General features: G+C 61.6%; 28 protein-coding genes and 1 pseudogene. 14 read left to right on the top strand and 15 right to left on the bottom strand.

Going from position 1 to position 25,826, the window contains the following annotated elements; translation table 11 throughout:
* Positions 1-37: 37 nt before the first annotated feature.
* The 3 genes and pseudogenes from ACA046_RS32425 to ACA046_RS32435 form a co-directional block, all read left to right on the top strand.
* Positions 38-910: a Tim44 domain-containing protein gene (locus ACA046_RS32425; protein ID WP_497675638.1), complete on the top strand. Its 873-nt coding sequence runs from the start codon at positions 38-40 to the stop codon at positions 908-910.
* Between the two features lie 136 nt (positions 911-1,046).
* A complete protein-coding gene (locus ACA046_RS32430) occupies positions 1,047-1,454 on the top strand; it encodes an SMI1/KNR4 family protein (protein WP_003213456.1) in 408 nt (135 codons plus the stop codon).
* A 28-nt stretch (positions 1,455-1,482) separates the two neighbouring features.
* Positions 1,483-1,569, top strand: a pseudogene (locus ACA046_RS32435) (outer membrane lipoprotein carrier protein LolA); the annotation flags it as partial.
* Here the strand turns inward: ACA046_RS32435 and ACA046_RS32440 are convergent.
* Entirely contained in the window at positions 1,565-3,322 is a 1,758-nt protein-coding gene (locus ACA046_RS32440) for a cation:proton antiporter (protein WP_076013222.1), read from the bottom strand. The pseudogene ACA046_RS32435 and the gene ACA046_RS32440 overlap by 5 nt on opposite strands.
* Before the next feature lie 295 nt (positions 3,323-3,617).
* Between ACA046_RS32440 and ACA046_RS32445 the strand changes: the two genes are divergently transcribed.
* On the top strand, positions 3,618-4,103 hold the full coding sequence (locus ACA046_RS32445) for an acyl-CoA thioesterase (protein ID WP_003213461.1): 486 nt from the start codon (positions 3,618-3,620) through the stop codon (positions 4,101-4,103).
* Here the strand turns inward: ACA046_RS32445 and pdxY are convergent.
* Positions 4,100-4,972 carry a pyridoxal kinase PdxY gene (pdxY, locus tag ACA046_RS32450; RefSeq protein ID WP_003213465.1) on the bottom strand — a complete coding sequence of 291 codons (873 nt, stop codon included), beginning with the start codon at positions 4,970-4,972 and terminating at the stop codon, positions 4,100-4,102. The genes ACA046_RS32445 and pdxY overlap by 4 nt on opposite strands.
* Before the next feature lie 117 nt (positions 4,973-5,089).
* On the opposite strand from pdxY, the gene ACA046_RS32455 reads away from it, so the two are divergent.
* Positions 5,090-5,488 carry a DUF3301 domain-containing protein gene (locus tag ACA046_RS32455; protein ID WP_017476780.1) on the top strand — a complete coding sequence of 133 codons (399 nt, stop codon included), beginning with the start codon at positions 5,090-5,092 and terminating at the stop codon, positions 5,486-5,488.
* Here the strand turns inward: ACA046_RS32455 and ACA046_RS32460 are convergent.
* The 4 genes from ACA046_RS32460 to dksA are packed head-to-tail and all read right to left on the bottom strand — an operon-like array spanning position 5,482 to position 8,771.
* Positions 5,482-6,444, bottom strand: a complete 963-nt coding sequence (locus ACA046_RS32460; protein ID WP_497675639.1) for a CobW family GTP-binding protein — start codon at positions 6,442-6,444, stop codon at positions 5,482-5,484. The genes ACA046_RS32455 and ACA046_RS32460 overlap by 7 nt on opposite strands.
* Positions 6,445-6,489: 45 nt before the next feature.
* Positions 6,490-7,134, bottom strand: a complete 645-nt coding sequence (locus ACA046_RS32465) for a DUF1826 domain-containing protein (protein WP_076013226.1) — start codon at positions 7,132-7,134, stop codon at positions 6,490-6,492.
* Positions 7,134-8,339 (bottom strand): zinc metallochaperone GTPase ZigA, encoded by a 1,206-nt coding sequence (gene zigA, locus ACA046_RS32470; protein ID WP_497675640.1) that lies wholly within the window; start codon positions 8,337-8,339, stop codon positions 7,134-7,136. The genes ACA046_RS32465 and zigA overlap by 1 nt, the downstream gene beginning before the upstream one ends.
* A 27-nt stretch (positions 8,340-8,366) precedes the next feature.
* A complete protein-coding gene (gene dksA / locus ACA046_RS32475; RefSeq protein WP_497675641.1) occupies positions 8,367-8,771 on the bottom strand; it encodes an RNA polymerase-binding protein DksA in 405 nt (134 codons plus the stop codon).
* Between the two features lie 126 nt (positions 8,772-8,897).
* On the opposite strand from dksA, the gene ACA046_RS32480 reads away from it, so the two are divergent.
* Positions 8,898-9,266 carry a glutamine synthetase gene (locus tag ACA046_RS32480; protein WP_076013229.1) on the top strand — a complete coding sequence of 123 codons (369 nt, stop codon included), beginning with the start codon at positions 8,898-8,900 and terminating at the stop codon, positions 9,264-9,266.
* Here the strand turns inward: ACA046_RS32480 and ACA046_RS32485 are convergent.
* On the bottom strand, positions 9,263-10,474 hold the full coding sequence (locus ACA046_RS32485; RefSeq protein ID WP_459024855.1) for an N-acetylmuramoyl-L-alanine amidase: 1,212 nt from the start codon (positions 10,472-10,474) through the stop codon (positions 9,263-9,265). The genes ACA046_RS32480 and ACA046_RS32485 overlap by 4 nt on opposite strands.
* 127 nt (positions 10,475-10,601) lie before the next feature.
* Here ACA046_RS32485 and folE2 point away from each other — a divergent pair, with 127 nt between their 5' ends.
* Genes folE2 through ACA046_RS32520 form a run of 7 tightly spaced genes read left to right on the top strand, consistent with a single transcriptional unit; the run spans position 10,602 to position 16,244 of the window.
* A complete protein-coding gene (gene folE2, locus ACA046_RS32490) occupies positions 10,602-11,498 on the top strand; it encodes a GTP cyclohydrolase FolE2 (protein ID WP_459024857.1) in 897 nt (298 codons plus the stop codon).
* Positions 11,495-12,163, top strand: coding sequence for a metal ABC transporter ATP-binding protein (locus ACA046_RS32495; RefSeq protein WP_497675642.1), 669 nt, complete (start codon positions 11,495-11,497; stop codon positions 12,161-12,163). The genes folE2 and ACA046_RS32495 overlap by 4 nt, the downstream gene beginning before the upstream one ends.
* The gene (locus ACA046_RS32500) at positions 12,163-13,029 is read left to right on the top strand and encodes a metal ABC transporter permease (RefSeq protein WP_063033778.1); all 867 of its coding nucleotides are present in this window, start codon (positions 12,163-12,165) and stop codon (positions 13,027-13,029) included. The genes ACA046_RS32495 and ACA046_RS32500 overlap by 1 nt, the downstream gene beginning before the upstream one ends.
* Positions 13,030-13,040: 11 nt before the next feature.
* Complete coding sequence (locus tag ACA046_RS32505; RefSeq protein ID WP_201140704.1) at positions 13,041-13,925, top strand: metal ABC transporter substrate-binding protein; 885 nt, start codon at positions 13,041-13,043, stop codon at positions 13,923-13,925.
* Positions 13,922-14,347, top strand: coding sequence for a phosphoribosyl-AMP cyclohydrolase (gene hisI, locus ACA046_RS32510; RefSeq protein ID WP_093203510.1), 426 nt, complete (start codon positions 13,922-13,924; stop codon positions 14,345-14,347). Before ACA046_RS32505 ends, hisI begins: the two co-directional genes overlap by 4 nt.
* The gene (locus tag ACA046_RS32515) at positions 14,344-14,904 is read left to right on the top strand and encodes a gamma carbonic anhydrase family protein (protein ID WP_167664588.1); all 561 of its coding nucleotides are present in this window, start codon (positions 14,344-14,346) and stop codon (positions 14,902-14,904) included. The genes hisI and ACA046_RS32515 overlap by 4 nt, the downstream gene beginning before the upstream one ends.
* 2 nt (positions 14,905-14,906) lie before the next feature.
* Positions 14,907-16,244, top strand: a complete 1,338-nt coding sequence (locus tag ACA046_RS32520; RefSeq protein WP_459024861.1) for a dihydroorotase — start codon at positions 14,907-14,909, stop codon at positions 16,242-16,244.
* Positions 16,245-16,387: 143 nt separating this feature from the next.
* On the opposite strand, the gene ACA046_RS32525 is transcribed toward ACA046_RS32520, so the two are convergent.
* The gene (locus ACA046_RS32525; protein WP_076013237.1) at positions 16,388-16,909 is read right to left on the bottom strand and encodes a DUF3617 domain-containing protein; all 522 of its coding nucleotides are present in this window, start codon (positions 16,907-16,909) and stop codon (positions 16,388-16,390) included.
* Positions 16,910-17,039: 130 nt separating this feature from the next.
* On the opposite strand from ACA046_RS32525, the gene cls reads away from it, so the two are divergent.
* On the top strand, positions 17,040-18,479 hold the full coding sequence (gene cls / locus ACA046_RS32530; RefSeq protein ID WP_459024863.1) for a cardiolipin synthase: 1,440 nt from the start codon (positions 17,040-17,042) through the stop codon (positions 18,477-18,479).
* A gap of 106 nt (positions 18,480-18,585) precedes the next feature.
* On the opposite strand, the gene cfaB is transcribed toward cls, so the two are convergent.
* The 7 genes from cfaB to hflC all read right to left on the bottom strand — a co-directional run bounded on the left by cfaB (position 18,586) and on the right by hflC (position 25,824).
* The gene (gene cfaB / locus ACA046_RS32535) at positions 18,586-19,770 is read right to left on the bottom strand and encodes a C17 cyclopropane fatty acid synthase CfaB (protein ID WP_167664590.1); all 1,185 of its coding nucleotides are present in this window, start codon (positions 19,768-19,770) and stop codon (positions 18,586-18,588) included.
* Positions 19,771-19,857: 87 nt separating this feature from the next.
* A complete protein-coding gene (locus tag ACA046_RS32540) occupies positions 19,858-20,643 on the bottom strand; it encodes an HvfC/BufC family peptide modification chaperone (protein ID WP_459024866.1) in 786 nt (261 codons plus the stop codon).
* The gene (bufB, locus tag ACA046_RS32545) at positions 20,634-21,479 is read right to left on the bottom strand and encodes an MNIO family bufferin maturase (RefSeq protein WP_076013241.1); all 846 of its coding nucleotides are present in this window, start codon (positions 21,477-21,479) and stop codon (positions 20,634-20,636) included. The genes ACA046_RS32540 and bufB overlap by 10 nt, the downstream gene beginning before the upstream one ends.
* Positions 21,480-21,543: 64 nt before the next feature.
* Positions 21,544-21,795, bottom strand: a complete 252-nt coding sequence (gene bufA2 / locus ACA046_RS32550) for a BufA2 family periplasmic bufferin-type metallophore (protein WP_003213503.1) — start codon at positions 21,793-21,795, stop codon at positions 21,544-21,546.
* 107 nt (positions 21,796-21,902) lie between these two features.
* Complete coding sequence (locus tag ACA046_RS32555; protein WP_459024869.1) at positions 21,903-23,798, bottom strand: cation-translocating P-type ATPase; 1,896 nt, start codon at positions 23,796-23,798, stop codon at positions 21,903-21,905.
* Positions 23,795-24,829: a protease modulator HflK gene (gene hflK, locus ACA046_RS32560; RefSeq protein ID WP_459024871.1), complete on the bottom strand. Its 1,035-nt coding sequence runs from the start codon at positions 24,827-24,829 to the stop codon at positions 23,795-23,797. The genes ACA046_RS32555 and hflK overlap by 4 nt, the downstream gene beginning before the upstream one ends.
* Positions 24,826-25,824, bottom strand: a complete 999-nt coding sequence (gene hflC / locus ACA046_RS32565) for a protease modulator HflC (RefSeq protein WP_173860313.1) — start codon at positions 25,822-25,824, stop codon at positions 24,826-24,828. The genes hflK and hflC overlap by 4 nt, the downstream gene beginning before the upstream one ends.
* Positions 25,825-25,826: the final 2 nt, after the last annotated feature.

Genomic DNA, 25,826 nt, shown 5'->3' on the forward strand with positions numbered 1-25,826 from the left:
ATGGCGCGCGTGCAATCCACAAATGGGAATTCCCTTTATGAAACGTTTTCTTAGCATCGCCATGGCGTTGTGCATCGGCCTGACGATGAGCCTCGACGCCAACGCCAAGCGCTTCGGTGGCGGCAAATCCATGGGTTCGGCGCCGAGCCACCAGACCAGCCAAATGGCCCCTGCCGGCGGCGGCATGGGCGGCGCAGCTGCGACCGCTGGTGCTGCCGGTGCAGCAGGCGCCGCTGCCAAGGCTGGCGGTGCTTCGCGCTGGTTGGGCCCTCTGGCCGGTATCGCGGCCGGTGGCCTGCTCGCCTCCATGTTCATGGGCAGCGGCTTCCAGGGCATGCAGATCTTCGACATCCTGATCATGGCGGTCATCGCCTTCCTGATCTTCCGCTTTATCGCCGCCCGTCGCCGCAAGCAGCAGGAGCACATGTCTCCGGCCGGCGCGCCGATGCAGCGTGAAGTGTTCGAACAGAAGCCTGCTGCAATGGGTTCGATCTTTGGGGGTTCGGCCGCACCTGCCGCTCGTCCGGTGATCAATGCGCCAGCCTGGTTCAACGAAGAGCGTTTCGTCGAAGCCGCTCGTGGCCACTTCCAGGCGCTGCAGCAACACTGGGACGCCAACGAAATGGACAAGATCGCCGAGTTCGTGACCCCGCAATTGCTGGAGTTCCTCAAGCGCGAACGTGCTGACTTGGGCGACGGCTTCCAGTCGACCTACATCGAAGACCTGAAAGTGCAGCTTGAAGGTGTGGATGACCGCGCCGACAAGACCATCGCCACCCTGACCTTCAGCGGCGTGTCGAAGACCTCGCGTTTCGACCAGGGCGAAGTGTTCAGCGAAAGCTGGAACATGGAACGTCCACAGGGCGAAAACCAGCCTTGGCTGGTCGCCGGTATCCGCCAGAACGGCTGATCCCTGCACGCTTTGAGTGCGCTGTAACAAAAACCCCGGACTTGTCCGGGGTTTTCTATTTCACGGTTGCACTTATAGCGAGCTACTGTATAAAACGCCCCTATTAACCGCGCCATCTAGCAAGAGGATCCCGGCCGTGGAAGAAGTTATCGAACAATTGCGTGAAGCCAACGAACCGGTACCGGTTCCTCTGGAGCTGCCTGACGAAGACCAACTGGTGGAAATCGAGGAACAACTGTTCATCGATATCCCGTTCGTCTTCCGGGAATTCCTGCTGACCGTCAGCGACGTGGTCTACGGCAGCCTGGAGCCGGTGACCGTCACCGACCCACAGTCCCACACCTACCTGCCGGACGTTGCCGCCAACGCCTGGGATGCCGGTGTTGACCGGAGCATGATCCCGATCTGCCAGGACGGCGACGACTACTACTGCGTCGAAGAAGACGGCACCGTGGTGCTGTGGTCCGGCGAAGAAGAACTCGTCACCGAAGAAACCTGGGAATCGGTGTGGCACTGGGCACGAGACGTCTGGCTGGAAAGCTGAGACCCCGCACCACCTTGTAGGAGCGAGCTTGCTCGCGAAAATCATCAACGATAACGCTGGCCTCCTGAGTGAACGCGGCGCTCTCAGGTTTTTCGCGAGCAAGCTCGCTCCTACAACGTGTCCTTATGGTTATCCAGGGTCTCCAGCAAGGCGACCTGCATCCGCGTATGCACGCGGATGAACCAGCGCCACAGCACGGCGGCCACGGCGGCCGCTACCACGGCGATCAGTACCAGCAACTTGTTGGTCGGCAGGATACTGGCCGACAAGGCTGCCAATAGCAGGAAAATCACCAACAACGAAAGAATCGGGATCACTTCGGCGATCACCCGGCGCACGCGCTGAGTGTGGCGCCCAGCCATTTCCGGCTTCACGCTCATCTCCGCCAGCAGCATCGACAGCGCCTTGAGCTTGCGGTACGCCGCAATCAAAAACGGCAGCGACAGCAGCAATGCCCCACCCCAGATCAATGCTTTCTGCCAGCTCGGATCGCTGATCCAGCCTTCCACATAACTGCCAATGCGCGCCGCAAAAAAGCTGCCGGCAAAGAAGATCGCCACCACCAATGCCAGATTCACACCCACCTGCAAAATGATCTTGCGGATCATCGACGCCAGCATCGCACCCTCGCCCTGGGGCTGAATGCTGCGTAGCCACTCGCCATACATCCCGAACACCCGGCTCATGCGCTTGGGCATCACAGCCGCTATCTTCAGCGACAGCGGGTCAGCGCCACGAATCAGATACGGGGTAAGCAGCGTGGTGATCGCAGAAACCGCCACCGCCACCGGATACAGGAAGTCACTGGTGACCTGCAACGTCATCCCCAGCGCGGCGATGATGAATGAAAATTCGCCAATCTGTGACAGGCCCATCCCCACCCGCAGCGAGGTGCGGCCATCGTTGCCGGCGATAAATGCCCCCAAGCCACAGGACAACATCTTGCCCAGCACCACGGCCACGGTAATCACCGCGATCGGCCAGGCGTATTGCAGCAGAATCTGCGGATCAATCATCAAGCCAATGGCGACAAAGAAGATCGCGCTGAACATGTCGCGAACCGGTTCGATCAGGCGCTCAATCTTCAACAGTTGCCGGGATTCGGCCATGATTGCGCCGATCAGGAACGCCCCCAGCACCATGCTGTATTCCAGCTTGACCACCAGCAGGCAGAAGCCGAAGCACAGGCCAAGCACGGTGATCAACAGCATCTCGTTGCTTTCGAATTTGGCCACGTACTCAAGCAGGCGCGGCACCAGCAAAATCCCGATCACCAGCGCAACGATCATGAACAATGAGAGTTTGCCGACCGTGGAGAACACCTCGCCGGAGCTGACCGTACCGCTGACGGCGATGCTCGACAGCAAAGCGATGATGCCGATGCCGAGGATGTCTTCAACGATCAGCACACCGAAAATCAGCTGGGCAAAACGCTGGTTTTTCATCTTCAGGTCATTGAGGGCCTTGACGATGATGGTGGTGGAGGAAATCGCCAGGATCGCGCCCAGGAACAATGAGTCCATGGTGTTCCAGTCGAACCAGCGGCCGATTTCGTAGCCGATCCAGATCATCAGGATGATCTCGAGGAACGCCGCGATAAACGCGGTGGCGCCGACCTTGAACAGCTTGCGCAGGCTGAATTCGAGGCCCAGGCAGAACATCAGGAAAATCACCCCAAGCTCGGCCAGGGTCTTGATGGTGTCTTCATCATGGATCAGGCCGAACGGTGGGGTGTGCGGGCCGATGATGAAGCCGGCGACGATATACCCCAACACCACTGGCTGCTTGAGCCGATGGAACAGGATCGTCACCACCCCGGCCACGAGCATGATCACGGCCAGGTCCTGGATAAAGCTGATGGCGTGCATGGCGAGGGGCTCCTTGAGGGGTACTGGCGCTTTTCCCATTTCCACGCATTCACCCCGAAAGGTCGCAATGAACGGAAAGAAAAGTCAGCCTTGATCGTAAGAATTGCCCTTGAGGCGGGCTTTTGAAGGGTAACACCGCGACTTGCGACAGAAAGCCGGTGCAATATATGGAAACAGATCGCCCCAGGCGTGACGGCAAGCCGGGGCCCAGCGTCCCGTTATGAATGGCTCTGCAAAGATTCCAGCACCCGCAGAGGTGCCTCCCCACCCAATGCCTACAACCCGTGAGTGTGCTATGGAACCCGGAAACGCCCAGCTGTCGATGACAGTATTGATGACCCCTGACATGGCCAACTTCTCAGGCAATGTGCACGGCGGCACGCTGCTCAAGTACCTCGACGAAGTGGCCTACGCCTGCGCCAGCCGTTATGCCGGCCGCTATGTGGTGACGTTGTCGGTGGACCAGGTGATTTTTCGCGAGCCGATCCATGTGGGTGAGCTGGTGACCTTCCTGGCTTCGGTCAACTACACCGGCAACACGTCGATGGAAGTGGGGATCAAGGTGGTCACCGAGAACATCCGCGAGCGTTCGGTGCGCCACACCAATAGCTGCTTTTTCACCATGGTCGCGGTGGATGACCAGCGCAAACCGGCCGCCGTGCCGCCGCTGCAACCGCAGAACAGCGAAGACAAGCGCCGGTTTGTGCAGGCCCAGCAACGCCGGCAGATTCGCCAGGAGCTGGAAAAGCGCTATCAGGAAATCAAGGCCGACGGGCCTTAAAGCCCTATGGGGGTTGCCTCGAAGCGAACCCGCGGATGGGCAATCCGGTCCTGGGCGCGCACCAGCTCCAGCTCATAGCTGGCGCACGCCTGGGTTTCCAGCAGCACTTCGTGCACCGCTGCAGCGGTGAACTCAAAAGCCGCCACCAGGCTGTCGCCCAACAACACCCGCGCCAGGAACAGGCCCGACGTCAGGTCCCCCACGCCCACCGGCTGACGCGGGAATGCCAGTAGTGGCCGACGCAGATGCCAGCTGCCTTCAGCCGTCACCAACAGCATTTCGAAGCCGTCTGGCAGCTTGCCGGGATAATCCAGGTGCTTGACCAACACCGCTTTCGGCCCACGAGCCAGCAACGCACGGGCCATGCCCAGGCAATCGAACAGCGACTGCGGCTTGCGCCCGGCAAAGCTGTCCAGCTCCAGCTGGTTGGGGCACAGGAAGTCGGCCATCGCCGCCGCTTCCTCCAGCAGGAAGTCGCTGACCTCCTGGGGCACGATGCAGCCTTTTTCCGGATGGCCCATCACCGGGTCGCACAGGTACAGGGCCTTGGGGTTGATCGCCTTGATTCGCGCCACGCCGGTAAGGATCGCCCGCCCCTGGGCCGCGCTGCCCAGGTAGCCGGACAGCACCGCATCACAGTTGCCCAGCTCACCAATCGCCGCGATGCCTTCCACCAGCGCAGGAATTTGCTGCGGAGCCAACACTTCTCCCGCCCACTGACCATACTGAGTGTGGTTGGAGAACTGCACGGTATTGAGCGGCCACACGTTCACCCCGACCCGTTGCATGGGGAACACGGCGGCGCTGTTTCCGGCGTGGCCAAAGACCACATGAGACTGGATCGCAAGCAGATGGGGCGTACGTTTCATGCAGGGGATTTCCGTAAAGCGGTTGAATTTCTGGCTGCGCAGTATGCGACTAAACGCGGCCTGTACGACAGACCGGAGACGCAGTTAAGCTGGCCACACTTTGTTGGAGTTCATCGAATGCTGACCCTCGGAAATATCTTCGTGCTGATGCTGCTGGCGACCGGTGCCGCCTGGCTGTGGCACAACCACGGCCTGCGCGAGCGGGCGCTGGAACGGGTCAAGCAGCATTGCGCCAAGCTCGACATCGAGCTGCTCGATGGCGCCGTGGCGTTGAAACGCATCGGTTTTGTGAAGGATGCCAGCGGTCGGCGGCGTCTGGCACGGATCTACAACTTTGAATTCACCGTGACCGGCGAAACGCGGCACCCGGGAACCATCACCCAGTTCGGTGCCCACAGCGCGCAAATCGAGCTGGCGCCCTACCCGTTTGAGATCAAGACGCCGCTGCCCAGCGCCGAGATCATTGAGCTAAGCCAATGGCGCCAGGAGCATGGCAGCAGCAAGACCCGTCACTGACGGCAATCGGCTAACCCGTCCTGTAATTGCGCAACGTCCTGCGCTTCACCAAAGATCAATTCGATACGCGAATCCCGGCGCCATTCACTGGGCAGCCAGGCCAACACGGCGTTATCCACAGCGTTGGCCGACATCCAACCGTCGAGGCTGTGGATAACCAGTTTTGCCCGCCGCCAATCCAGCGACTCCAGCCATTGCTGCAAGCGCTGCCGGTCGAATTGCTGGCTCGGATGCCAGCGCCAACCAATACTCCAGCCACCCTCCTGGCCCTGACTCAGGCAAATCGGCGCCGACGGGTCAGTCCAGATGGCCGGCATTTGCCCCACGCCTTTGGGCACCTCGAAGTTATCCACAGCCGCTGCGGCTTGAGCGTTCAAACCCGGCAATTGCGCCAGGGGTAGTTGCGCCTGCTGAGTCCAATAGATCGGCCGGTCAGGCAATTGCCCTTGAATCACCAGGCGCTGCGCATCACTTAGGGCTTCATTCTTATTCAATACCAACAGCCCGGCGCTGGCCAACGCTTCACGTTGGGCATTGGGTAATGGCTTGCCAGCCGCCAACGCCTGGGCATCGAGTACCAGCACGCACGGCTGCACCGCCAGCACCTGCTGCCAGGGCGCTTCCCGCAATTGCTTGAGCAGTTGAGCCGGATGCCCCAGCCCGGACGGTTCGATAAACAGCCGGTCGGGCTTGGCCTTACGTAACAAACGGCCCAGTCCTACCTGGAACGGCGCACCGTTGACGCAACACAGGCAACCACCCGCCACTTCCCCGAGGGCAATACCGTCGTCATCGCGGGTCAGCAACGCGGCATCCAGGCCAATCTGCCCGAACTCGTTGATCAACACCGCCCAGCGCTCGTTGGCCGGGCGCTGCGCCAGCAGGTGCTTGATCAGGCTGGTCTTGCCGGCGCCCAAGGGCCCGGCAATCACGTGGGTGGGAATGTTCTGCAGCATGGTGGACATCATTCAGACCGTGTAGAGAGGTTCGATCCTACCCGGTTACGCCAACCAATCCAGCGTCAGGATCAACCGTCGCTCATCCGCTTGCAACGGCGGAGAACGGTGGATAAGGCCAAAGCCTTCGTTGCCGTGCCATTTTTCGCCTTTGAGCAACGCCACTTCACCGCAGTGGATTTGCTCAATGCGCGCTTCCGGCTCCGCGCTCGCCTGGCTCAGGTGCCGCCTCTCCATCACGCCTTCACGCAACCACTGGCTACCGATGCCGGCGAAGGTGGTGATCAGCCGCACCGGCACATGGTCCACGTGAAAGCGCGGGCACATCGCCTTGTCCAATAGCCGCAAACGTACGCCGATGCGCTTGGCACCCAGCAAACAGGCAAAGGCGCTGACCAGCCACGACACATCGGCGATAAAGCCTTCGTAGCCTTCAAGGTCGCGGCTACCTGACGCGAAGTCCTGCAAGTTCGGCTCGGCGTCTTCGCTGTTCAGCTCAACCACCAGCGACTCGGCCAACGGCTCATTGAGCGCCACCAGCAACGCGCCGAACTCGGCGATGTGCAGCGGCAACTGACGCTGCCACACCGCCAGGTTCACGCCGTCTTCAAGGATATCGGTGAGCACGGCCGGGGTTTCACCGTGAGTCTGGCGAATCACCGGGCGCAGTTTCAGGGTCGGTGCCAGCATCAGGCAGCCTCTTCGAACCAAGGGCCAAAGGGATCAGCCAACAAGCGCCAACCTTCGACGCCTGTGGCCATTTCATCGTCGGTCAGCAGACAGGCGTCCAGCTCGGCGGTCATCTGCGCGAAGTCGATGTTCTGGCCGATAAACACCAGTTCCTGGCGGCAATCGCCGGTACTCGGCTGCCAGTTGTTCATGATCGCGGCAACACCTTCCTCGTCCTGCGGCCACTGGGTTTTCGGCACGAAACGCCACCAGCGCCCGGCGAAACCATGGCGCATCAGCCCGCCGGCCTGGGACCAACTGCCGGCGTCCTGGTGTTTGCTGGCCAGCCAGAAAAAGCCCTTGGAGCGCAGCAGTTTTCCATTCACCCAAGGCCGGTCGATAAAGTCGAAAAAACGCTGTGGATGGAATGGGCGGCGGGCGCGATACGCGGTGGAGGCGATGCCGTATTCCTCGGTTTCCGGCACATGCTCGCCACGCAATTCCTGCAACCATCCGGGTGCCTGGGACGCGCGTTCGAAGTCGAACCGACCGGTGTTGAGGATCTTCGCCAGCGGCACTTCGCCCATGACCATCGGGACGATTTCCGCTTGGGCATTCAGGCGCTCCAGGATCGCCATCAGCTCCTGACGCTCACTGCTGCTGATCAAGTCGATCTTGCTGATGAGGATCACGTCGGCAAATTCAATCTGCTCGATCAGCAGGTCGGTGATCGAGCGTTCGTCCTCTTCACCCAGGGTTTCGCCCCGGGACGCCAGGCTTTCGGCAGCCTGGTAGTCGAGCAGGAAGTTCATGCCGTCGACCACGGTGACCATGGTGTCGAGCCGGGCGATGTCCGCCAGGCTCTGGCCTTCTTCGTCGCGGAAGGTAAAGGTTTCGGCCACCGGCAGTGGCTCGGAGATGCCGGTGGATTCAATCAGCAGGTAATCGAACCGACCTTCCTTGGCGAGCTTTCCGACTTCTTCCAGCAAGTCTTCGCGCAAGGTGCAGCAGATGCAGCCATTGCTCATTTCCACCAGTTTTTCTTCGGAGCGATTGAGGGTGACGTCGCGCTGGACCTCACTGCCATCAATGTTGATTTCGCTCATGTCGTTGACGATCACCGCCACCCGCAGGTTTTCGCGGTTGCGCAGGACGTAGTTGAGCAGCGTGCTTTTACCGGCGCCGAGGAATCCGGACAGCACAGTAACGGGGAGACGATTGGGCATCAGGTATTCCTCATCAGGGTTGGCCGGTCAAATCGCCCGTTGATGGCGTTCGCGCAGCTCTTCACGTTCTTTGGCTTCGATACACAGGGTGGCCGTGGGGCGCAGCAACAGCCGCTTGAGGCCGATGGGTTCGCAGGTGGAGCGGCACCAGCCGTATTCGCCGCGGGCCAGGTGTTCCAGGGCTTCGTCGATCTTGTCCAACAGCTTCTTTTCGCGCTCCAGCAGGCGCAGTTGCCATTGGCGCTGTTCTTCAGCGCTGCCCACATCGGCGGGATCGCTGTTGGGTTCCTGTTCACGCAGCACCATGAATTCGGCATCGATACGCACTTGAAGCTCGTTGCGCTGAGCCAGCAACAGCTCGCGGAAGAAACCTTGCTGGGCTTCACTCATGTAATCAGCGAACGGTTGGGCGAGAAGGTCTTGTTCGGTCATTGGAGGCGGTTCACGGATCAGGCTGTTTTTTAATGTTATAGTATAACAATGCAAATAAGCCAATCCCCCTTGCTCGCAACGACGAAGGGCGCAATGCTTGCCACCGAATAACGCCCGAGAGCCTCTATGAAATACCTGTTGTGCGGTGTGTTGCTGATGGTGGCGAGTCAGGCCAATGCCCAGGCGCCCAGCCTGCTGGCCAACTGCACCCGCAGCGCCAACCTGCTGGCATGCGTCGACGCGCAGGGCAATGCCTACAGCGTCGCGACGGCGGGCAGCACCACGTATTTGCGAGGTTTCGAGGTGATCGGCAAACGCTACTGGGCACAGACCAACAGCCGCTACGGGCAGCTGACCTTCTTTACCGGGTTGGCATCCGATGGTGAGGCGTGGGTGGGCTACACGCGGCGAGTGGGCTGGACCACCATCAACCGTTTTTCCAGTTCTGGTGGTGCCAGCGCCAAATTCACCTGCAGCCGGATTACCGGCTGTTAGACCTGGCCATTCTTCTGTTCCTGAACCCAGGCCATGTAGCTGTTCATCGGCGGGTTCTTCTGGAAGTAATTCTTCAACCCTTCAAATAAACCGTCTGCCACCGCCTGTTGATGGCGCGCGGTGACCAGCCGCTGGGCGTCCTGGGTGTTGGAGATAAACCCGGTTTCCACCAGGATCGACGGCACGTCCGGCGACTTGAGTACCGCAAAGCCGGCCTGTTCCACGCGTTTTTGATGCAGCGAGGTGATGCTTTGCAGGCTGCCCAGCACCGAACTGCCCAGTTGCAGGCTGGAGGCGATGGTGGCGTTCATCGACATGTCGAGAATGACGCCGGCGAGCATCGGGTCTTTGTCCTTGAGGTTGAGCAAGGTGGTGGCGCCCAGCAGGTCGGCGCCGTTCTCCCGTTGTGCCATGAACCGCGCGGTGGCGGAGGTCGCACCGCCTTCAGACAACGCATAGACAGAAGCGCCTGACGCCGTGAGCCGTGGCGCCGCATCGGCGTGCACCGAGATAAACATGTCGGCCTTGTGCTGACGGGCGATGTCCACGCGTTTACGCAGCGGCACGAAAAAATCGTCGTTGCGCACCAGCTTCACATCGAAGCCCTTCTCACGCTTCAAGCGCTTGGCCAGCAATTGGGCGATGGACAGCACCACGTCTTTTTCACGCTGGCCTTTGGAGCCGATCGCACCGGGATCCTTGCCGCCGTGGCCTGGGTCGACCACCACGATGATGTCGCGTTTCGGATGCGCCTTGTCCACCGGCGATGCCAAGGGCGCCGGTGCCGCGGCGATTTGCTGAGGCGCATGGGTGGCACTGGTCAGGTCCAGCACCAGGCGATGACCTTGGCCATCCTGAGGCGGCAGCAGGAAGCTGTTGAGCTGCATCGGCGCCTTCAAATCCAGCACGATCCGCGTATCACCCTGGCCAAAGTGCCCCGAGCGAATCGAGGTAATGCCGCTGTTGGTCAGGGCCAGTTGGCTGAAATCCCCGGTCAGCTTCGCGCCGCTCAAATCAATGATCAACCGCTCCGGCGCAGTCAGGGTGAAGGTCTTGTATTGCACCGGGCCGCTGAGATCCAGCACCAGCCGCAGCTTGTTATCCGAGCGCCACAACCGTGCATTGCGGATCTGCGCGGCAGATACACCAAAGGGCAGGGTGAACACCGCGCTGGCCAGCAGCAGGTTGAGGAGTTGACGTCTGTGCATGACTTACACCGCAAATAAAGGAGCGTCCGTACTCGACATGACTGAATAAAAGACAGAGCAGAAAAACTTTCGTCGATTCAATTGTAATAATATAACATGTCTTTTTATTTCCAACGATGGACTGCTCATGAACGCGCTGACTCTGCCCGATATCGCCGCGCAGGCTTCACGCCAAGCCTTGCCGCTGGATTGGGTGGGCATGTGCGGCATTGCCCTGCCCATTCAGATCGACGGCCAGCGCCTCAGTGCCAAGGCCGATGCAGGCGTCAGCCTGGACGACGGCGAAGCGCGTGGCATTCATATGTCGCGGCTTTATCTTGCGCTGGAGATGCTTGAACAGCAGCCGCTTACGCCAGCACTGCTGCGCAGTGTATTGCAACGTTTTCTCGACAGTCATGAAGGTTTATCCACAAATGCCTACCTGCGGATTCATGCGGATCTTCTGCTGAAACGCCCCGCTTTGGTCAGCCCGCTGTCCGGCTGGAAAAGCTACCCGGTGAGCATTGAAGCCCGCCTGGAAAACCAGATGTTCCACGTGGAACTAAAAATTGACGTTACATACTCTTCAACCTGCCCCTGCTCGGCTGCTCTCGCCAGGCAATTGATTCAGCAGCAATTTATCGAAGACTTCGGCAACACCCCGTTGCAACACGAGGACGTGCTGACCTGGCTGGGCAGCGCAAACGGCATCGTCGCCACGCCCCACAGCCAGCGCAGCAGCGCGCTGTTGCAGGTCCGTCTTCGAGGCGACCAGCCAACCCTGCCGCTGACGCAACTGATCGACGAAACCGAAGCAGCCCTTGGCACCGCCGTACAAACCGCCGTAAAGCGCGCGGACGAACAAGCCTTCGCCCTGGCCAACGGGCAGAACTTGATGTTCTGCGAAGACGCCGCACGCCGCCTGAACCTCGCCTTGAAACGCTCGGATGCGGTCATTGCCTTCCACTTGAAAGTGATCCACGCCGAAAGCCTGCACGCGCACGATGCCGTGGCTGAAAGCCGCTGGACGAGACCTTCCGAATGATCACCTGCACCGCCCTGCGTTGGGGCGCTCCCGGCCAACCACTGACCCCCGCTGTCGATTTCACCCTGGAAAAAGGCAGCCTCACCGGCATCATCGGCGCCAACGGCACCGGCAAAAGCAGCCTGCTGAAAGTCATCGCCGGCTTGCAGAAGCCCTTGGCCGGGAAAGTGACGATTGATGTTCCACGCCGTTGTGGCCTGTCGTTCCTGCCCCAGCAACAAAACCTCGATCGGCAATTCCCCATCAGCCTGCAAGAATTGGTGGCCGCCGGTTTTTGGGGCAGTAAGCAAACCCCGCAACAACGCACCGAACGCCTGAACGCCGTACTCGAAGACTGGTGCCTCAGTGGCCTGGAGCATCGGCCGTTGATGGCCTTGTCGGGCGGCGAACTGCAACGCGCCCTGCTCGCCCGCATGAGTTTGGCCGAGTCACCGATATTGCTGCTGGACGAACCCCACGCCGCCCTCGACGAAGACGGCCAAGCGCTGTGCTGGAAACACATCCACGCCTGGCACGACGCAGGCCGCACGGTGGTCGTGGTGTGCCATGACCTCGGCTCTGTCCGCCAACACACCCAACAAGTGGTGCAGATCAAAAGCAGCGGTTGCGTGTTCGGCTCAAGCAAAGAGCTGATCCGCCCCCAGCCACATATGCAGGTGGCCTGATGCACTTCGCCGCTCACCTGTGGATGCCGTTTCTCGACTTCGTTTTCATGCGCCGGGCGCTTGTCGGCGGGCTGGTATTGGCGTGCAGCACGGCACCGCTGGGGGTGTTCCTGATCCTGCGCCGCATGAGCCTGATTGGTGACGCGGTGTCCCACGGCATCCTGCCGGGCGCCGCCCTGGGCTTCTGGTTCGCCGGCCTGAGTTTGCCCGCGCTGACCATCGGTGGCCTGGGCGCGGGCCTGAGCATGGCCGGCCTCGCCGCGTGGATCACCCGTCGCACCGGGCTGAAGGAAGACGCGAGCCTCGCCGCCATCTACCCAATCTCCCTGGCCAGCGGCGTGCTGATCCTCGGCCTCGCCGGCAAGCGCCTGGACCTGCTGCACCTGCTGTTCGGCTCGGCCCTGGCGGTCGACGGCCCGACCCTCACCGGCATGCTCTGGGTTTCGGGCTTCAGCCTGATAGCCATGGTGGTGATCTACAAACCGCTGCTGCTGGACACACTCGACCCGCTGTTCCTGCAAACCGTCAGCCGCCTCGGCCCGTTGGCCCACGGGCTGTTCCTGACGCTGGTGGTGTTGAACCTGGTGATCGGCTTCCAGGCCATCGGCGCCTTGATGGTGGTCGGCTTGATGATGTTGCCGGCGATTGCTTCACGTTTCTGGAGCCGGCGCCTGCCGGTGTTGATCGCCATATCGGCGGTGCTGGGATGCCTGTCGGTGTGGCTTGGCTTGTTGCTGTCGTTCTACTACTCGCTGCCCAGCGGCCCGGCGATTGTGCTGGTGGCTGGCGGCTTGTACCTGCTGTCCGTGGTCTTCGGTCCGGTGCACGGCTTGCTGCGCCGCCCGCCTTTGCTTACATCCCAATGAGGTGTTTCCCGATGCGCGCTCTACTCGTGCTGTTCAGTGTGTTGCTGCCGCTGTCGTTCGCGACGGCCCAGGCTGCCGACAAGCTTCAGGTGGTTACCAGCTTCAGTATTCTTGACGACATGACCCATCAGGTCGGTGGCGATCATATCCAGATCAGCAACATGGTCGGCCCCGACGCCGACGCCCACACCTACGAACCGACGCCAGACGATGCCAAGGCCCTGCTCAAGGCCAAGGTCATCATCAAGAACGGCCTGGGTTTCGAGCCTTGGCTGGATCGCCTGGTCACCAGCACCGAGACCAAAGCGACGGTGGTCACCGCCAGTAAAGGCGTGCTGTCCCACACCATGGAAGAAGACGGCGAAACCATTCCCGACCCACACGCCTGGCACAACCTGGCCAACACCGTGATCTACGTGAACAACATCACCAAGGCGTTGATCGCCGCCGACCCGGCCAACAAGGCGGACTACGAGCACAACAGCCAGGTGTACCTGAAAGAAATCTACCGCCTGCTGGCTGAAGCCAAAGCCAAGTTCGGCGCCCTGCCACCGGGCAACCGTCGCATCGTGACCTCCCATGACGCCTTCGGTTACCTGGGCCAGGCCTACGGTATCGAGTTCCTGTCGCCTCAAGGGTTGTCCACCGAACGTGAACCGTCTGCTGCCGAAGTCGCCACGCTGATCACCCAGATCCGCAAGGACAAGGTCAAGGCCGTGTTCATGGAAAACATCAAGGACTCGCGCCTGCTCAAGCAGATCGCGGACGAAAGTGGCGCGCAAATCGGTGGCACGCTGTACTCGGACGCCCTGGCATCAGAAGGCCCGGCCAGCACCTTTACCGGCCTGTTCGAATACAACCTCAACACCCTGTGCGCGGCCCTGAGCAAGCCATGAAGCTGAGCATGCTCGACCTGGAAAAGGCTGCCATCGGCAGCCGCTTTCCACTCGACCGCGTGCTCGACGCCCTGCCGTGGAACAGCGATGGCCTGATCGCCGCCATCGCCCAGCAACACGGCAGCGGCGAGGTGTTGATGCTGGCCTGGATGAACCGCCAGGCCCTCGACGAAACCCTGGCCACCGGGCAGGTCTGCTACTGGTCCCGCTCGCGCCAGCAGTTGTGGCGCAAAGGCGAAACCTCCGGCCACTGGCAACTGCTGGTGGAGGCGCGCCTGGATTGCGACGGCGACGCCGTGTTGCTGATCGTCGATCAGCAAGGCCCGGCCTGCCACACCGGGCGACCCACCTGCTTCTACAACGCTATCGACGGCCGCCACGTACACATCCTTACCGCGCCCCTCCAGGAGCCTGCCCCATGATCCGCAAGAACCCTTCCGGCGATCTGCCCGTGATTGCCGAATCGGCCTACGTCGACAAAACCGCAATCATCTGCGGCAAGGTGATCATCGGCGAAAACGTCTTTGTCGGCCCTTACGCGGTGATCCGCGCCGACGAAGTCGACGCGAACGGCGACATGGACCCAATCACCATCGGCGCCAATTCAAATATCCAGGACGGCGTGGTGATCCACTCCAAATCCGGCGCCGCCGTGACCATCGGCGAGTTCACCTCCATCGCCCACCGCTCCATCGTTCATGGCCCGTGCACTGTCGGCGACCGGGTGTTTATCGGCTTCAACAGTGTGCTGTTCAACTGCATCGTGGGTGACGGTTGCGTGGTGCGCCACAACTCGGTGGTCGACGGCCGCGATTTGCCCGCCGCGTTCTACGTGCCCTCCACCACCCGCATCGGCCCCACTACCGACCTGTCCCAATTCCCGCCGGTAAGTGTCAGCGCTTCGGAGTTTTCCGAAGACGTGGCACGCACCAACGTCGACTTGGTACTGGGTTACAAAGCCCTGCAAAACGAGTTCTGACCATGAGCCGCCTGCTGATCCGCAATGCCCGCCTGGTGAATGAAGGCCAGGAATTCGAGGCTGACCTGCTGGTCGCCAATGGCCGCATCGAGAAGATCGCCAGCAGCATCGACAACGCCAATGCCACCGTGGAAATCGACGCCCACGGCCAGTGGCTGCTGCCGGGCATGATCGACGACCAAGTGCACTTCCGTGAACCCGGCGCGCCGGACAAAGGCAGCTTCTACAGCGAGTCCCGTGCAGCGGTGGCCGGTGGCATCACCAGTTTCATGGACATGCCCAACACCAACCCGGCGACGTTGAACCTGGAAGCCCTGGCCGACAAGAAGCGCCGCGCGGCGCTGCATTCGGTGGCCAACTATGGCTTTCATTTCGGGGTGAGCAACGACAACCTCGACACCGTGGCCGCGCTGGACCCGCGGGAGGTGGCTGGCGTCAAAGTCTTCATGGGCGCCTCCACCGGTAATATGCTGGTGGATGATCCGAAGATTCTCGAGCGCCTGTTCGCCGAGGTGCCGACCATTCTTCTGGCCCACTGCGAGCACACGCCCAGCATCCACGCCAGCGAGCAACGGATGCGCGAGCGTTTCGGCGAGCACGTTCCGGCCGTGGCTCACCCGCTGATTCGCGATGCCGAAGCCTGTTATCGCTCGTCGTCTTTGGCAGTGGAACTGGCCAAGCGGCATGGCACGCGCCTGCATGTGTTGCACATCACCAGCGCGCGGGAATTGGTGCTGTTCGAAGACAAACCCCTGGCAGAAAAACGCATCACGGCGGAAGTCTGCCTGCATCACCTCTTGTTCGATGACCGCGACTACGCGCGCCTCGGCCACCAGATCAAATGCAACCCGGCGATCAAGACACGCGCCGACCGCGACGCCCTGCGCCTGGCATTGTTGAGTGATCGTCTGGATGTGATTGGCAGTGATCATGCGCCGCACACCTGGGCGCAAAAACAGCTGCCGTATCGTGAAGCGCCGTCAGGCTTGCCACTGGTGCAACACGCCCTGCCGGCGCTGCTGGAACTGGTAGCCGACGGCTTGCTGCCGCTGACCACCCTGGTGGCAAAGACCAGCCATCGCGTCGCGGACCTGTTTGCGATCCCCGACCGCGGCTACCTGCGGGAAGGCTATTGGGCCGACCTGGTACTGATCAAACCCGAGCCCCATGGCAAGCCCGTCAGCAGCCAGCCGATTATGGCCCGTTGCGGCTGGACGCCCTTCGCCGAGCGCAGCTTCCGGCACAGCGTCAGCACCACGCTGGTCTCCGGCCACCTGGCCTGGCACGACGGGCGCGTGCACGACAGTTGCCAAGGGTTGCCGCTGCATTTCCAGCGTTGAAGAGAATCAGGAACTGGCAATCCAATCAAATGTGGGAGCGGGCTTGCTCGCGAATGCGGTGGGTCAGTCGCCACATGTATTAACTGATCCACCGCATTCGCGAGCAAGCCCGCTCCCACATTTTGATCGGGGTTTATCTTAGGTTAAGCGCGCGGTTTGACGGTGCCGCAGTTGCTGCCCAACCACTGCGCGTGGGTGTCCAGGCTGCCCTTCTGCTGAATGCCGGTGGCATTGAAGGTACCGTTGACGGTGGTGGTGAATTCCTGCTGGCTCTGGAACGTCGCCACGCCGGTGCCCTGGGCTTTCGGGCAACTGAAACGGAATTTCCACTGGTTACCGGTCTTGTCCGTCACTTCCTGCTTGCACCCGGATTGCGGGTCGGTCAGCGGGATGGAATCGGACGCCACCTGGGCCGGGGTCAGGCACACCTGCACACCCTTACCGGCCATGGTGATGCCTTGCTTCTCGAGCATGGCGCGTTGTTCCGGGGTCATCTGTTGCTTGAGCTGACCGAGGATCAGCGACAAGTCCGGCAGGTCCTGGTTATCGACCTTCATATTGCTGGTGGTCAATTCCCACAAGCCCGGCGCCAACATCTGCGCTTGCGCCGCCACGGGCAGCGTTAAACCAACAACCATGGCCAAACCAAGCAGACGAGCATTCATCGGGTAACTCCTGGGCAATTGTCGGCGTTAGACGCCGCAAAAGCGCCAGTGTTGCACAGCAAATAAAATAGCGACATTCGTGGCCGAACATGGTCTGTTAGGCACTTGTTCGTCAGGAGTACCGTTGTCCATGGATTTCTTTGGCCCGCACCTGCTCGCCTATTTCATTGCCACCCTGCATTTTCTGGGCTCCCTCGCCGCCATCCATGCGGTGCTGACCGTCAGGACCGCCCAAGGCTCGATTGCCTGGGCCTTGTCGCTGATGTTCATCCCTTACCTGACGCTGATTCCCTACCTGATCTTTGGCCGCAGTACCTTCGACGCCTACATTCAGGCGCGTCGCCAGGCCAACCAGGAAATGCACAAGGCGATTACCGAGCTGAACTGGCGCCCGTGGGTGGAAGAGGCACTGGCCGCGCGTAATTCCCACGCCTACGCCTCGCTGCGGGCCATGCCGAAGCTGGGCCGCATGCCCTGCCTGGCGAACAATCAGGTGCGCTTGTTGATCAATGGCGAGGCCACCTTCAGCGCGATTTTCGAGGCGATCCGCTCGGCGAAGACCGCCGTGCTGTTCCAGTTTTTCATCATTCATGACGATGAGCTCGGCCGCCAACTGCACACTTTGCTCAAGGAAAAGGCCGCCGAAGGCGTCTCCATTTTCGTCCTGTATGACCGTATCGGCAGCCACGCCCTGCCCCACCGTTATGTGCAGTCGCTGCGGGACGCCGGGGTGCAGGTCAAGGCATTCGCCACCCGCAGTGGCTGGCTCAACCGCTTCCAGGTCAACTTCCGCAACCATCGCAAGATCGTGGTGGTCGACGGCATTACCGGGTTTGTCGGCGGGCATAACGTCGGCGATGAATACCTCGGCAAAAAGCCGCCTCTGGCGCCATGGCGCGATACCCACGTGCAGGTCAGCGGACCAGTGGTGGCGTGCCTGCAGGAATCGTTTGCCGAGGACTGGTTCTGGGCCGCGCGGGAGTTGCCGCCGTTGCTGCTGCCGGATACCTACCCGGACGACGGCGTGCTCTGCCAATTGCTCGCCAGCGGCCCGGCGGATCCCTATGAAACCTGCTCGCTGTTTTTCGTCGAGGCGATTCATGCGGCGACCGAGCGGGTGTGGATCACCAGCCCGTATTTCATTCCCGACGAGGCGGTGTTTGCGGCATTGAGGTTGGCGGTACTGCGCGGGGTGGATGTGCGCCTGTTACTGCCGTCACGGCCGGATCACCGCATCGTCTACGCCGCTTCCAGCCTGTACGCGATCGAAGCCGTGCGCGCCGGGGTGCGGGTATTCCGCTATACGCCGGGGTTCCTGCATCAGAAAGTGGTGTTGGTGGACAGTGAAATCAGCGCCATCGGCAGTGCGAATCTGGATAACCGTTCATTCCGGCTGAATTTCGAAGTGATGTTGCTGACCGTGGATGACACCTTCGCCAGCCAGGTGGAGCACATGCTGCTGGATGACTTCGCCCAGGCCCACGAAATCAGCCAGGAAGAAAACCGCCAGACCCACCGCCTGCAACAACTGGGCATGAGGGTCGCGCGCCTGATTTCTCCGATCCTGTAGGAGCAAGCTTGCTCGCGAAGAACGTTAACGATGACGCGTTCATTCTGGATAAACGCGGCGCCCTCAAGTTTTTCGCGAGCAAGCTCGCTCCTACAGGTACCGGGGTTTACTGGTACAGATCATCCCGTGTCCACGGCAGCTCATGGCTACCATCGGCATGGGGTTTCACCGCCAGAATCTGATGCAGGTTGATCCAGCCCCGGGCAAACGCATAGGCACAGCCAGCAAGGTACAGGCGCCAGATGCGCAAGGCCTGCTCCGGCACCATCTTGCCCGCCGCTTCCAGGTTATCTTCCAGGCGCTCACTCCAGTGATCCAGCGTGCGCGCGTAATGCAGGCGCAGGCTTTCGACGTCGACCACTTCCAGGCCCACGTCGCTGATCTCGGCAGTCATCATAGAAAGGTGCGGCAACTCGCCATTGGGAAATACATAGCGCTCGATAAAGTCTCCGGCACCACGGCCTACGGGCCGGCCATCGATATGCTTGGCGGTAATCCCGTGGTTCATCACCAGGCCGCCCTCACGCACCGCGCCGTAGAGAATCTTGCAGTACTCCGCCAGGTTGGCGTGGCCGACGTGTTCAAACATGCCCACGCTCACCACCTTGTCGAACCGGCCATCCTGGGGCAAGTCACGGTAGTCGAGCAGCGTCAACTCAACCTGGTCTTCCAGGCCTTCGGCTCTCACCCGTTCCTGGGCCAGTTCCAGTTGTTCCTTGCTCAGGGTGATACCAAACACCTTGACCCCGAATTCCCGCGCGGCATACCGCGCCAGCCCGCCCCAACCGCAACCCACGTCGAGCAAATACTCCCCCGGCTGCAGCCGCAATTTGCGGCACAGGTGGCGGAATTTGTCTTGTTGGGCTTGATCGAGGGATTCGCTGCCGGTCTCGAAATACCCGCAGGAATAGGCCATGTCACGGTCCAGCCACAGCTGGTAGAACTCGTTGGACAGGTCGTAATGGTAGGAAATAGCGGCTGCGTCGGTGGCCTTGTCGTGGATCGAGCGCACCGGACGAGTGTCCTCGTCGTCATTCACCAGGGCATGACTCAACTCGTCAACGACCCTGATCACTTCGGAAATGGAGCCTTCCAGCTCCAGTTTGCCCTCGACGAAGGCTTCGCCCAGTGAATTGAGCGTCGGATGGCTGAGGGTTGAAACCATCATGGGGTCCTTGACCACAATGGTGACACTGGGATCCGGGCCCAGGTTGAATTCATGGCCGTCCCAGAGTCGAAGACGCAGCGGTAGCTGAAGATTCTGTAAGGCCGGTGGAAGTTGCGCGAGCATGTGTAGTCCCCCCTTGTTTCAGACGTCTGAAATGAGGGTAGACCATCCACGGAAAAATTAGCAGGCTATCGAATCAATAGCGCTTTTCTATGGTGCCCGCCGCTGGAGCAAACCGTCCTGGACCCACTGTTTCAGCCAGGTAACCGCTTGCAATGGCGCGCCCTCCTGGTAAGTGACTGCCAACTCGGTACACAGTTCGGAAAAACTCCAGCCGCTGGTGACCATGCCTGTCAGCGCGCTGGTTTCAGCCGCTTCCAGGCTGCGGTACTGGCAAACATTCTGATGCCGCCAAACGAGGCAGACCTGCGCCAACGGCAGGGCCTCACTGCCGGGAAAGTCCCACTCGCCCTTGCTGGCGCGCCAGATGCCCAGGCTGTTGAAGTCACACAGCACTTGCTGCACCGAGGGCGCCAGTTGCACCTGCAACCCGGGCCAGTCTTCGGGCGGCAGCGATGCCATGTCTTGCAGGGTCAGCGGCTCGCCCTGCGGCGCATCAAAGGCCAGGGTGAAAGCCCATTCCAGCCGCGCCAATTCGGCCAACGGCAAACCTTGCCCGGCGTAATGCTCGACGATAAACCCGGGTAAACGCTCGCCAAACCAGCGCAGGCTGTAATGGGCCGAGGGGTAACGCCGGATGTAGGCCGAACCCAGTTGCGCAAACTCCTCATCCCCCAGCCAATACCAGACAGCGCTGAAATCATCGCGCAGCACGTCCTGCAACCGTGCGTGATAGGCGTTGTGGTAAATCGCCAGGCCCGTGTCGACATCCAGGGTCGGGCCGCCGATCAAGGTGGCGCTGAAGCCGTTGTCGACAGTGGACGTCTCGGCCAGCAAGTGCTGCTCAAACGCCAGTTGCCAATCGATCAGGCGCATAACGCTCTCCTGTCCAATGCGCTCGCGCCCAGTTCGCGGGCTTTGCTCAGCTCGTCGAGCAGTTCCTGGAACGGCGGGAAATGGTCATCGCGCTCCAGCAAGGTCGAGACCGGCCCAAGATGCTCCAGGGTCTGCTGATACAGCGCCCACACCGGATCGCATACCGGGTGGTCGTGCGTGTCGATCACGTAGTCGCCGTAATCCATATGCCCGGCCAAGTGCAGTTGGCGGATGCTTTCGGGCGGCAGGTTGCGGATAAACGTCCAGGCATCAAAGCCGTGGTTGCGCGAGCTGACGTACACATTGTTCACGTCCAGCAACAGCTGGCAGCCGGTGAGATGGGTCAGGGCGTTGAGAAACTCCCACTCGGTAAACTCATCCGCCTTGGAGCGTACATAGCTGGAGACGTTTTCCAGCACCAAGGGACGCTGCAACACATCCTGCACTTGCCGTACGCGACCGGCCACGTGGTACAGGCTTTCTTCGGTGTAAGGCAGCGGCAGCAGGTCATGCAACTGGTGCGCGTTGCCGCGGCTCCAGCACAAGTGATCGGAAATCCACGCCGGCTGGATGCGCTCGGAGAGCTGCTTGAGTTGTTTCAGGTAATCGATATCGAGGGCATGGGGCCCGCCGATGGACAGGGACACGCCATGCATCACCAGGGGATAACGCTCGGCAATCGCGTCCAGGTAGTACAAGGCCTTGCCGCCCTGCACCAGATAATTCTCGGAGATCACTTCGAACCAATCCACGGCCGGCGATTGTTCAAGGATCTGCTGGTAGTACTCGCTGCGTAAACCCAGGCCGTAACCCAGACTCGGAAGGGAAGCGGACATAACACACTCCTGGGGAAAGTGTCCGCAGCGGCGGGGGCCCGCTGCGGTTGCACTCGGTTGTCGGTTACTCGCCGACTTTGCCGCCTTTCTGGTCGCACATCGCCTTGCTCATCGACAAGAAGCCCTGGCCTTTGCAGGAGCCCATGCCTTTGCATGCGTGGTCTTTGGTCTTGCAATCGTTCTGGCCTTTGCAAGCGTTGACGCCATAGCAATGGACCTGGGCGTCTGCTGCCTGTACCTGGGTGGCAACACCGGCAAACATGCCAGCAGCGGCGATAGCGAGGGCGGCACCAGCAGCAGCGGATTTGATGTTCATTGTGTATTCCTCATGATCGGTAGTGGAGTCGGTCTGAACGGATTGTTCAATCTCGACATAGCACTAGAGTGAGGTCCCCCAATAGCGTTACAGCGAGACTGAAAAATTTATTCCTCGAGTTTCAATAACGGCTCTTGGAACCGCAACAGACGCCCCGCATTGCCCAGCACCAGCAGCGTACTGAGGTTGTGCAACACCGCCGCAATCATCGCTCCCGCCGCGCCCAACCAGCCGAATGCGGCGAACACCACGATCGCCAGCGTCCAGCCCAGGCCGATGATCACATTGACCTGCAGCGTGTGCCGGCACTGGCGACTCAAGCGCACACAGGTACCCAAGCGCCGCAGGTCGCTGCCGATCAGCACCACGTCCGCCGATGCCAGGGCGATATCTGCCCCGCCCGCGCCCATCGCCACACCGACCACGCCGGCCTTGAGCGCCAGGGAATCGTTGATCCCGTCGCCCACCACCATCGGCCGGAAACCGCTGCCGATTTCCCCCAGCACTCGGTTGAGCTTGTCCTCCGGCAAGGCCTGGGCTTCGACGTCGCTGATGCCCACTTCCAACGCCAGGCTGTCGGCCACGCTTTGGCGGTCGCCGGTCAGCAGCAGTTGGCGACCCAGGCCCAGTTCACGCAGCTCCTTCATGGCCTGGCGGGCTTCAGGTTTCACGCTGTCCGCCAGCAACAGCCAGGCGAGGAATTGCCCGTTCAACGCGAGCCCGGCAATCGGGCCGTCGTGATTGGGGACCGCCGTGGTCGCGATGCCCAATTGTTCAAACAATTCCGGCCGACCGAGGGCGGCTTCGCCCTGCCCGGTCTGCGCGACCACACCGAGGCCTTGGCGCTCGCGAATATCCGACAGCACCAGCATCTGCTCTTGAGTCGCCAGCCCCGCCAATGCCCGGCTGACCGGGTGGCTGCTGGCCGAACCGAGGCTGGCCGCAAGGTTGAGCAGCGCTTGCCGATCTGGCTCGCGGGTTTCGATGGACTGCAAACGCAGGGTGCCAAACGTCAGGGTGCCGGTCTTGTCGACCACCAGTGACGTCAGGTCCGCCAACTCCTCGAGAAACGCCGAGCTGCGAATCAGAATGCCGTGACGCGCCGCCACCGCAATGCCCGCAATCGCCGTAGCCGGTGCCGACAACACCAATGCACACGGGCACGCCGCCACCAGCACCGCGAGCATCGCCTGGGCGTCGTTGGTGACAAACCAGGTGACCGCCGCCAGCAACAACACCAGCACCATGTAGCTGCCGGCGTAGCGCTCCAGCAATCGAGTGATCGGCGGCTTGGAACGTTCGGCGCTCTGCATCAGCGCGATGACTTTGCCCAGGGTCGACTCATTGCCGGTGCGGGTCACTTCCAGGCGCAGCAGGCCGTCGAGGTTGATCGCGCCACCAAACACCTGCACGCCAACACTCGCTTCCAGCGGCACCGATTCGCCGGTGATCGGCGCGGTGTCCAGGCTGGCCTGGCCCGACAGCACCACGCCATCGGCGGGCACCCGGTCACCGGCACGCACTTCGACGATATCGCCGGTCTTCAGGATGCCGTTGTCGACTTCCAGAATGGTCCCGTCCGCCTGCACCAGGCGCGCATGGCTGCGGGTCAGTTTGCCCAGGGCATGAATCGCTTCCTGGGAACCGATGACACTGCGCTCTTCCAGCACATGGCCGAAGATCATGATGATCGGCAGCAGCGCCGCGGTCAGCAGGTCACCGGTAGCCCAGGCACCGAGCATGGCCAGTGCGATCAGTTGGTCGGTGATGCCATGCAGGCTCGGATAACGCAGGCTGTACCAAGCCGAGCGCATCACGGGCACGGCCACCAGCAACGAGGCGACGCCCAGCAGCAGTTGGCTGACGCCGGTCTGGTCCGGCGCCAGCCAGCGCCATACCAGGCCCAGGCTGAGCAAGCCCAAGGCGAGCATCGCCAGGGTCAGTTGCCGGGCGGCGCTGCGTTGTTCGGCCGATGACAGCATCGGGGCGGCGTGGGCGGTCATTGTTCAGCTCCCTGAATGATCAGGCGGGAATCGTCTTTAGGGTCAACCGTGGTCACGGAGCCGGCCTGGCCGAGAATCTTCGGCAGGCGTTCGCGGTACAGGCGCAGCAGCAGGCCGGGGTCTCTGACCTGAGCCAAGCTGGCGACGGTAGCGGTTTGCGCTTGGGCATTGGCCAGGCGCTCGCTGGCTTGGGCGTGGGCCACCTGCACGGCGCGATCGGCGTCCTGGTTAGCGGTCTGGGTGAGTTTTTCGGCGTCGGTGCGGGCATTGGCCACGGCCTTGTCGGCTTGCTGGCTGGCGGTCAGCACCGCGTTGAAAGCGTTGACCGCCGGGCCCGGCAGGCTTGATTGCACGTCGACACGGGTGACTTCGATGCCCAGGCCCAGGCCGGTGGACGTCAGGTCAGCCAGGCGTTGATTGATGCCTCGCACCAGATCACCACGCAGCCGTTCGCGGCGTTCGGCGGCCTGGTTATCAGCGCCGATCAGCTCGGGGCGCGCCACCAGAATGGTGTCCAGGTCTCGCGCTGCGGTCAGCACCACGGCGCTGCGGGTGACCAGTCGATCCAAGGCCGGCAGCACGTGATCGGCCTGCAACACAAACGCGTAGGGCTCGGTGACCTTATAGAAGACCCGCACATCCAGCTGCACCACGCCGGCATCACCGGTCAGCAGGTAACCGGAGCCGGCCAGGGCATCGCTCAGCGGCGTGGCAAAACTGGCCACGCGATCGGCTTGGGTGGCCGCATCGGAACGCAGCAGGTTCTCCACCCGGCGCTCGATCACTCGATCGGCGGCCGGCAACAGCACCACTTGTTCGAACGGACGCGGCCAGGCCAGCAGCAGCCCGGCATTCTGAATCCGGTCCAGCGCGCCGAAGTGCAACACCACAGCGCGGTTCTGCGGGTCGATCTGCCGCACGTTGGAAAATGCCCACGCCAGCGCGGCCAATACCGTCACCGCATACAGCGCCAGGAACGTCACCCGTCCAGCCTGGATCCACGGGCTGTCGAGGCTTTCCCGCTCACTCATGGCTGGACATCCTTCGGCCCGTCCACCAATGCGCGGAACGGCGCGGCGTCGGTGCGCAGGATGATTTTGGTACCCGGCGTGACCACTGTGCCGAGGGTGTCGAGGGAACGCAGCAGGTTGTACAACTGCGGATTGCCGGCATAGGCACGGCCATAAATCTGCGCCGCTTCGACCCGGGATTGCGCTTCGATATCGGCGGCTTTCACCGTGGCGTCGGCCTGGACGATCCGCGCATCACGCTCGGCAGCCGAACGAATCTGCGCCGCTTCACGCTTGCCCACGGCGGTGCGTTCCGTGGCGATGGTCTCGCGCTCGGCACGCATGCGGTCGACAGTGGCGGCCAAGGTCACCGACGGCAAGGTCAGCCGTTCAACACCAACCTGCACCACGCGCACGCCATAGGTGGTGAGCAATTGTTGATCAATCTGCTGGCGCAGTTGCGCTTCAAAATCAGCGATCCGAACTTGGCTGGCATCGGTGTTCACCAGGTTGGCCAGGTCGAAACTGGCGGCGGTGGTTTCCAGCGCCGAGCCGACAAAGGTGCGAATCTGCCGCGCCGCTTCATCCGGCTGGTTCTGCACCGCACGCATAAAGCGCTGCACGTTGTCGGGGTCGCCCTGCACCTGCCAGGCCACATAGGCCTGCACGATGATCCGCAGACCATCGCGGGTGCCCACATCCTGCAAACCACTGGAGGTGGTGCGCAGGCGCAGGTCCACCGGAATCGCCGCTTCGAACGGCGCCGGCCAGCGCCAGCCCAGGCCCGGCTCCAGCAATACCCGCGACGGATTGCCGAAGCGGGTAATCACCGTGGCTTCACCGGAACGCACCTGCACCAGGCTCGCCGCGGCGACGGCGAACAGCACCAGCAACACTGCCCAGCCCATACGCCGCCAAGGGAACGGGCCGGCTTCCTGTTCATCACCGTGATGGTGATGATGGTGGCCGTGGTGGTGACCATGGCCTGCGTGATCATGAGAATGAGCGCTCAACAGAT

The sequence above is a fragment of the Pseudomonas sp. LBUM1641 genome, assembly GCF_059716235.1.

Excerpts from the sequence above, each read along its gene's own strand:
- zigA (WP_497675640.1), bottom strand. The coding sequence starts at position 8,339 with ATGCCCAATCGTCTCCCCGTTACTGTGCTGTCCGGATTCCTCGGCGCC.
- ACA046_RS32520 (WP_459024861.1), top strand. The coding sequence starts at position 14,907 with ATGAGCCGCCTGCTGATCCGCAATGCCCGCCTGGTGAATGAAGGCCAG.
- hflK (WP_459024871.1), bottom strand. The coding sequence starts at position 24,829 with ATGAGTGAGCGGGAAAGCCTCGACAGCCCGTGGATCCAGGCTGGACGG.
- ACA046_RS32485 (WP_459024855.1), bottom strand. The coding sequence starts at position 10,474 with ATGCACAGACGTCAACTCCTCAACCTGCTGCTGGCCAGCGCGGTGTTC.
- folE2 (WP_459024857.1), top strand. The coding sequence starts at position 10,602 with ATGAACGCGCTGACTCTGCCCGATATCGCCGCGCAGGCTTCACGCCAA.
- ACA046_RS32525 (WP_076013237.1), bottom strand. The coding sequence starts at position 16,909 with ATGAATGCTCGTCTGCTTGGTTTGGCCATGGTTGTTGGTTTAACGCTG.
- ACA046_RS32540 (WP_459024866.1), bottom strand. The coding sequence starts at position 20,643 with ATGCGCCTGATCGATTGGCAACTGGCGTTTGAGCAGCACTTGCTGGCC.
- ACA046_RS32480 (WP_076013229.1), top strand. The coding sequence starts at position 8,898 with ATGAAATACCTGTTGTGCGGTGTGTTGCTGATGGTGGCGAGTCAGGCC.
- ACA046_RS32425 (WP_497675638.1), top strand. The coding sequence starts at position 38 with ATGAAACGTTTTCTTAGCATCGCCATGGCGTTGTGCATCGGCCTGACG.
- ACA046_RS32495 (WP_497675642.1), top strand. The coding sequence starts at position 11,495 with ATGATCACCTGCACCGCCCTGCGTTGGGGCGCTCCCGGCCAACCACTG.
- cls (WP_459024863.1), top strand. The coding sequence starts at position 17,040 with ATGGATTTCTTTGGCCCGCACCTGCTCGCCTATTTCATTGCCACCCTG.
- hisI (WP_093203510.1), top strand. The coding sequence starts at position 13,922 with ATGAAGCTGAGCATGCTCGACCTGGAAAAGGCTGCCATCGGCAGCCGC.
- ACA046_RS32555 (WP_459024869.1), bottom strand. The coding sequence starts at position 23,798 with ATGACCGCCCACGCCGCCCCGATGCTGTCATCGGCCGAACAACGCAGC.
- ACA046_RS32445 (WP_003213461.1), top strand. The coding sequence starts at position 3,618 with ATGGAACCCGGAAACGCCCAGCTGTCGATGACAGTATTGATGACCCCT.
- dksA (WP_497675641.1), bottom strand. The coding sequence starts at position 8,771 with ATGACCGAACAAGACCTTCTCGCCCAACCGTTCGCTGATTACATGAGT.
- ACA046_RS32515 (WP_167664588.1), top strand. The coding sequence starts at position 14,344 with ATGATCCGCAAGAACCCTTCCGGCGATCTGCCCGTGATTGCCGAATCG.
- ACA046_RS32440 (WP_076013222.1), bottom strand. The coding sequence starts at position 3,322 with ATGCACGCCATCAGCTTTATCCAGGACCTGGCCGTGATCATGCTCGTG.
- ACA046_RS32505 (WP_201140704.1), top strand. The coding sequence starts at position 13,041 with ATGCGCGCTCTACTCGTGCTGTTCAGTGTGTTGCTGCCGCTGTCGTTC.
- ACA046_RS32460 (WP_497675639.1), bottom strand. The coding sequence starts at position 6,444 with ATGCTGCAGAACATTCCCACCCACGTGATTGCCGGGCCCTTGGGCGCC.
- bufA2 (WP_003213503.1), bottom strand. The coding sequence starts at position 21,795 with ATGAACATCAAATCCGCTGCTGCTGGTGCCGCCCTCGCTATCGCCGCT.
- ACA046_RS32455 (WP_017476780.1), top strand. The coding sequence starts at position 5,090 with ATGCTGACCCTCGGAAATATCTTCGTGCTGATGCTGCTGGCGACCGGT.
- ACA046_RS32500 (WP_063033778.1), top strand. The coding sequence starts at position 12,163 with ATGCACTTCGCCGCTCACCTGTGGATGCCGTTTCTCGACTTCGTTTTC.
- bufB (WP_076013241.1), bottom strand. The coding sequence starts at position 21,479 with ATGTCCGCTTCCCTTCCGAGTCTGGGTTACGGCCTGGGTTTACGCAGC.
- cfaB (WP_167664590.1), bottom strand. The coding sequence starts at position 19,770 with ATGCTCGCGCAACTTCCACCGGCCTTACAGAATCTTCAGCTACCGCTG.
- pdxY (WP_003213465.1), bottom strand. The coding sequence starts at position 4,972 with ATGAAACGTACGCCCCATCTGCTTGCGATCCAGTCTCATGTGGTCTTT.
- ACA046_RS32465 (WP_076013226.1), bottom strand. The coding sequence starts at position 7,134 with ATGCTGGCACCGACCCTGAAACTGCGCCCGGTGATTCGCCAGACTCAC.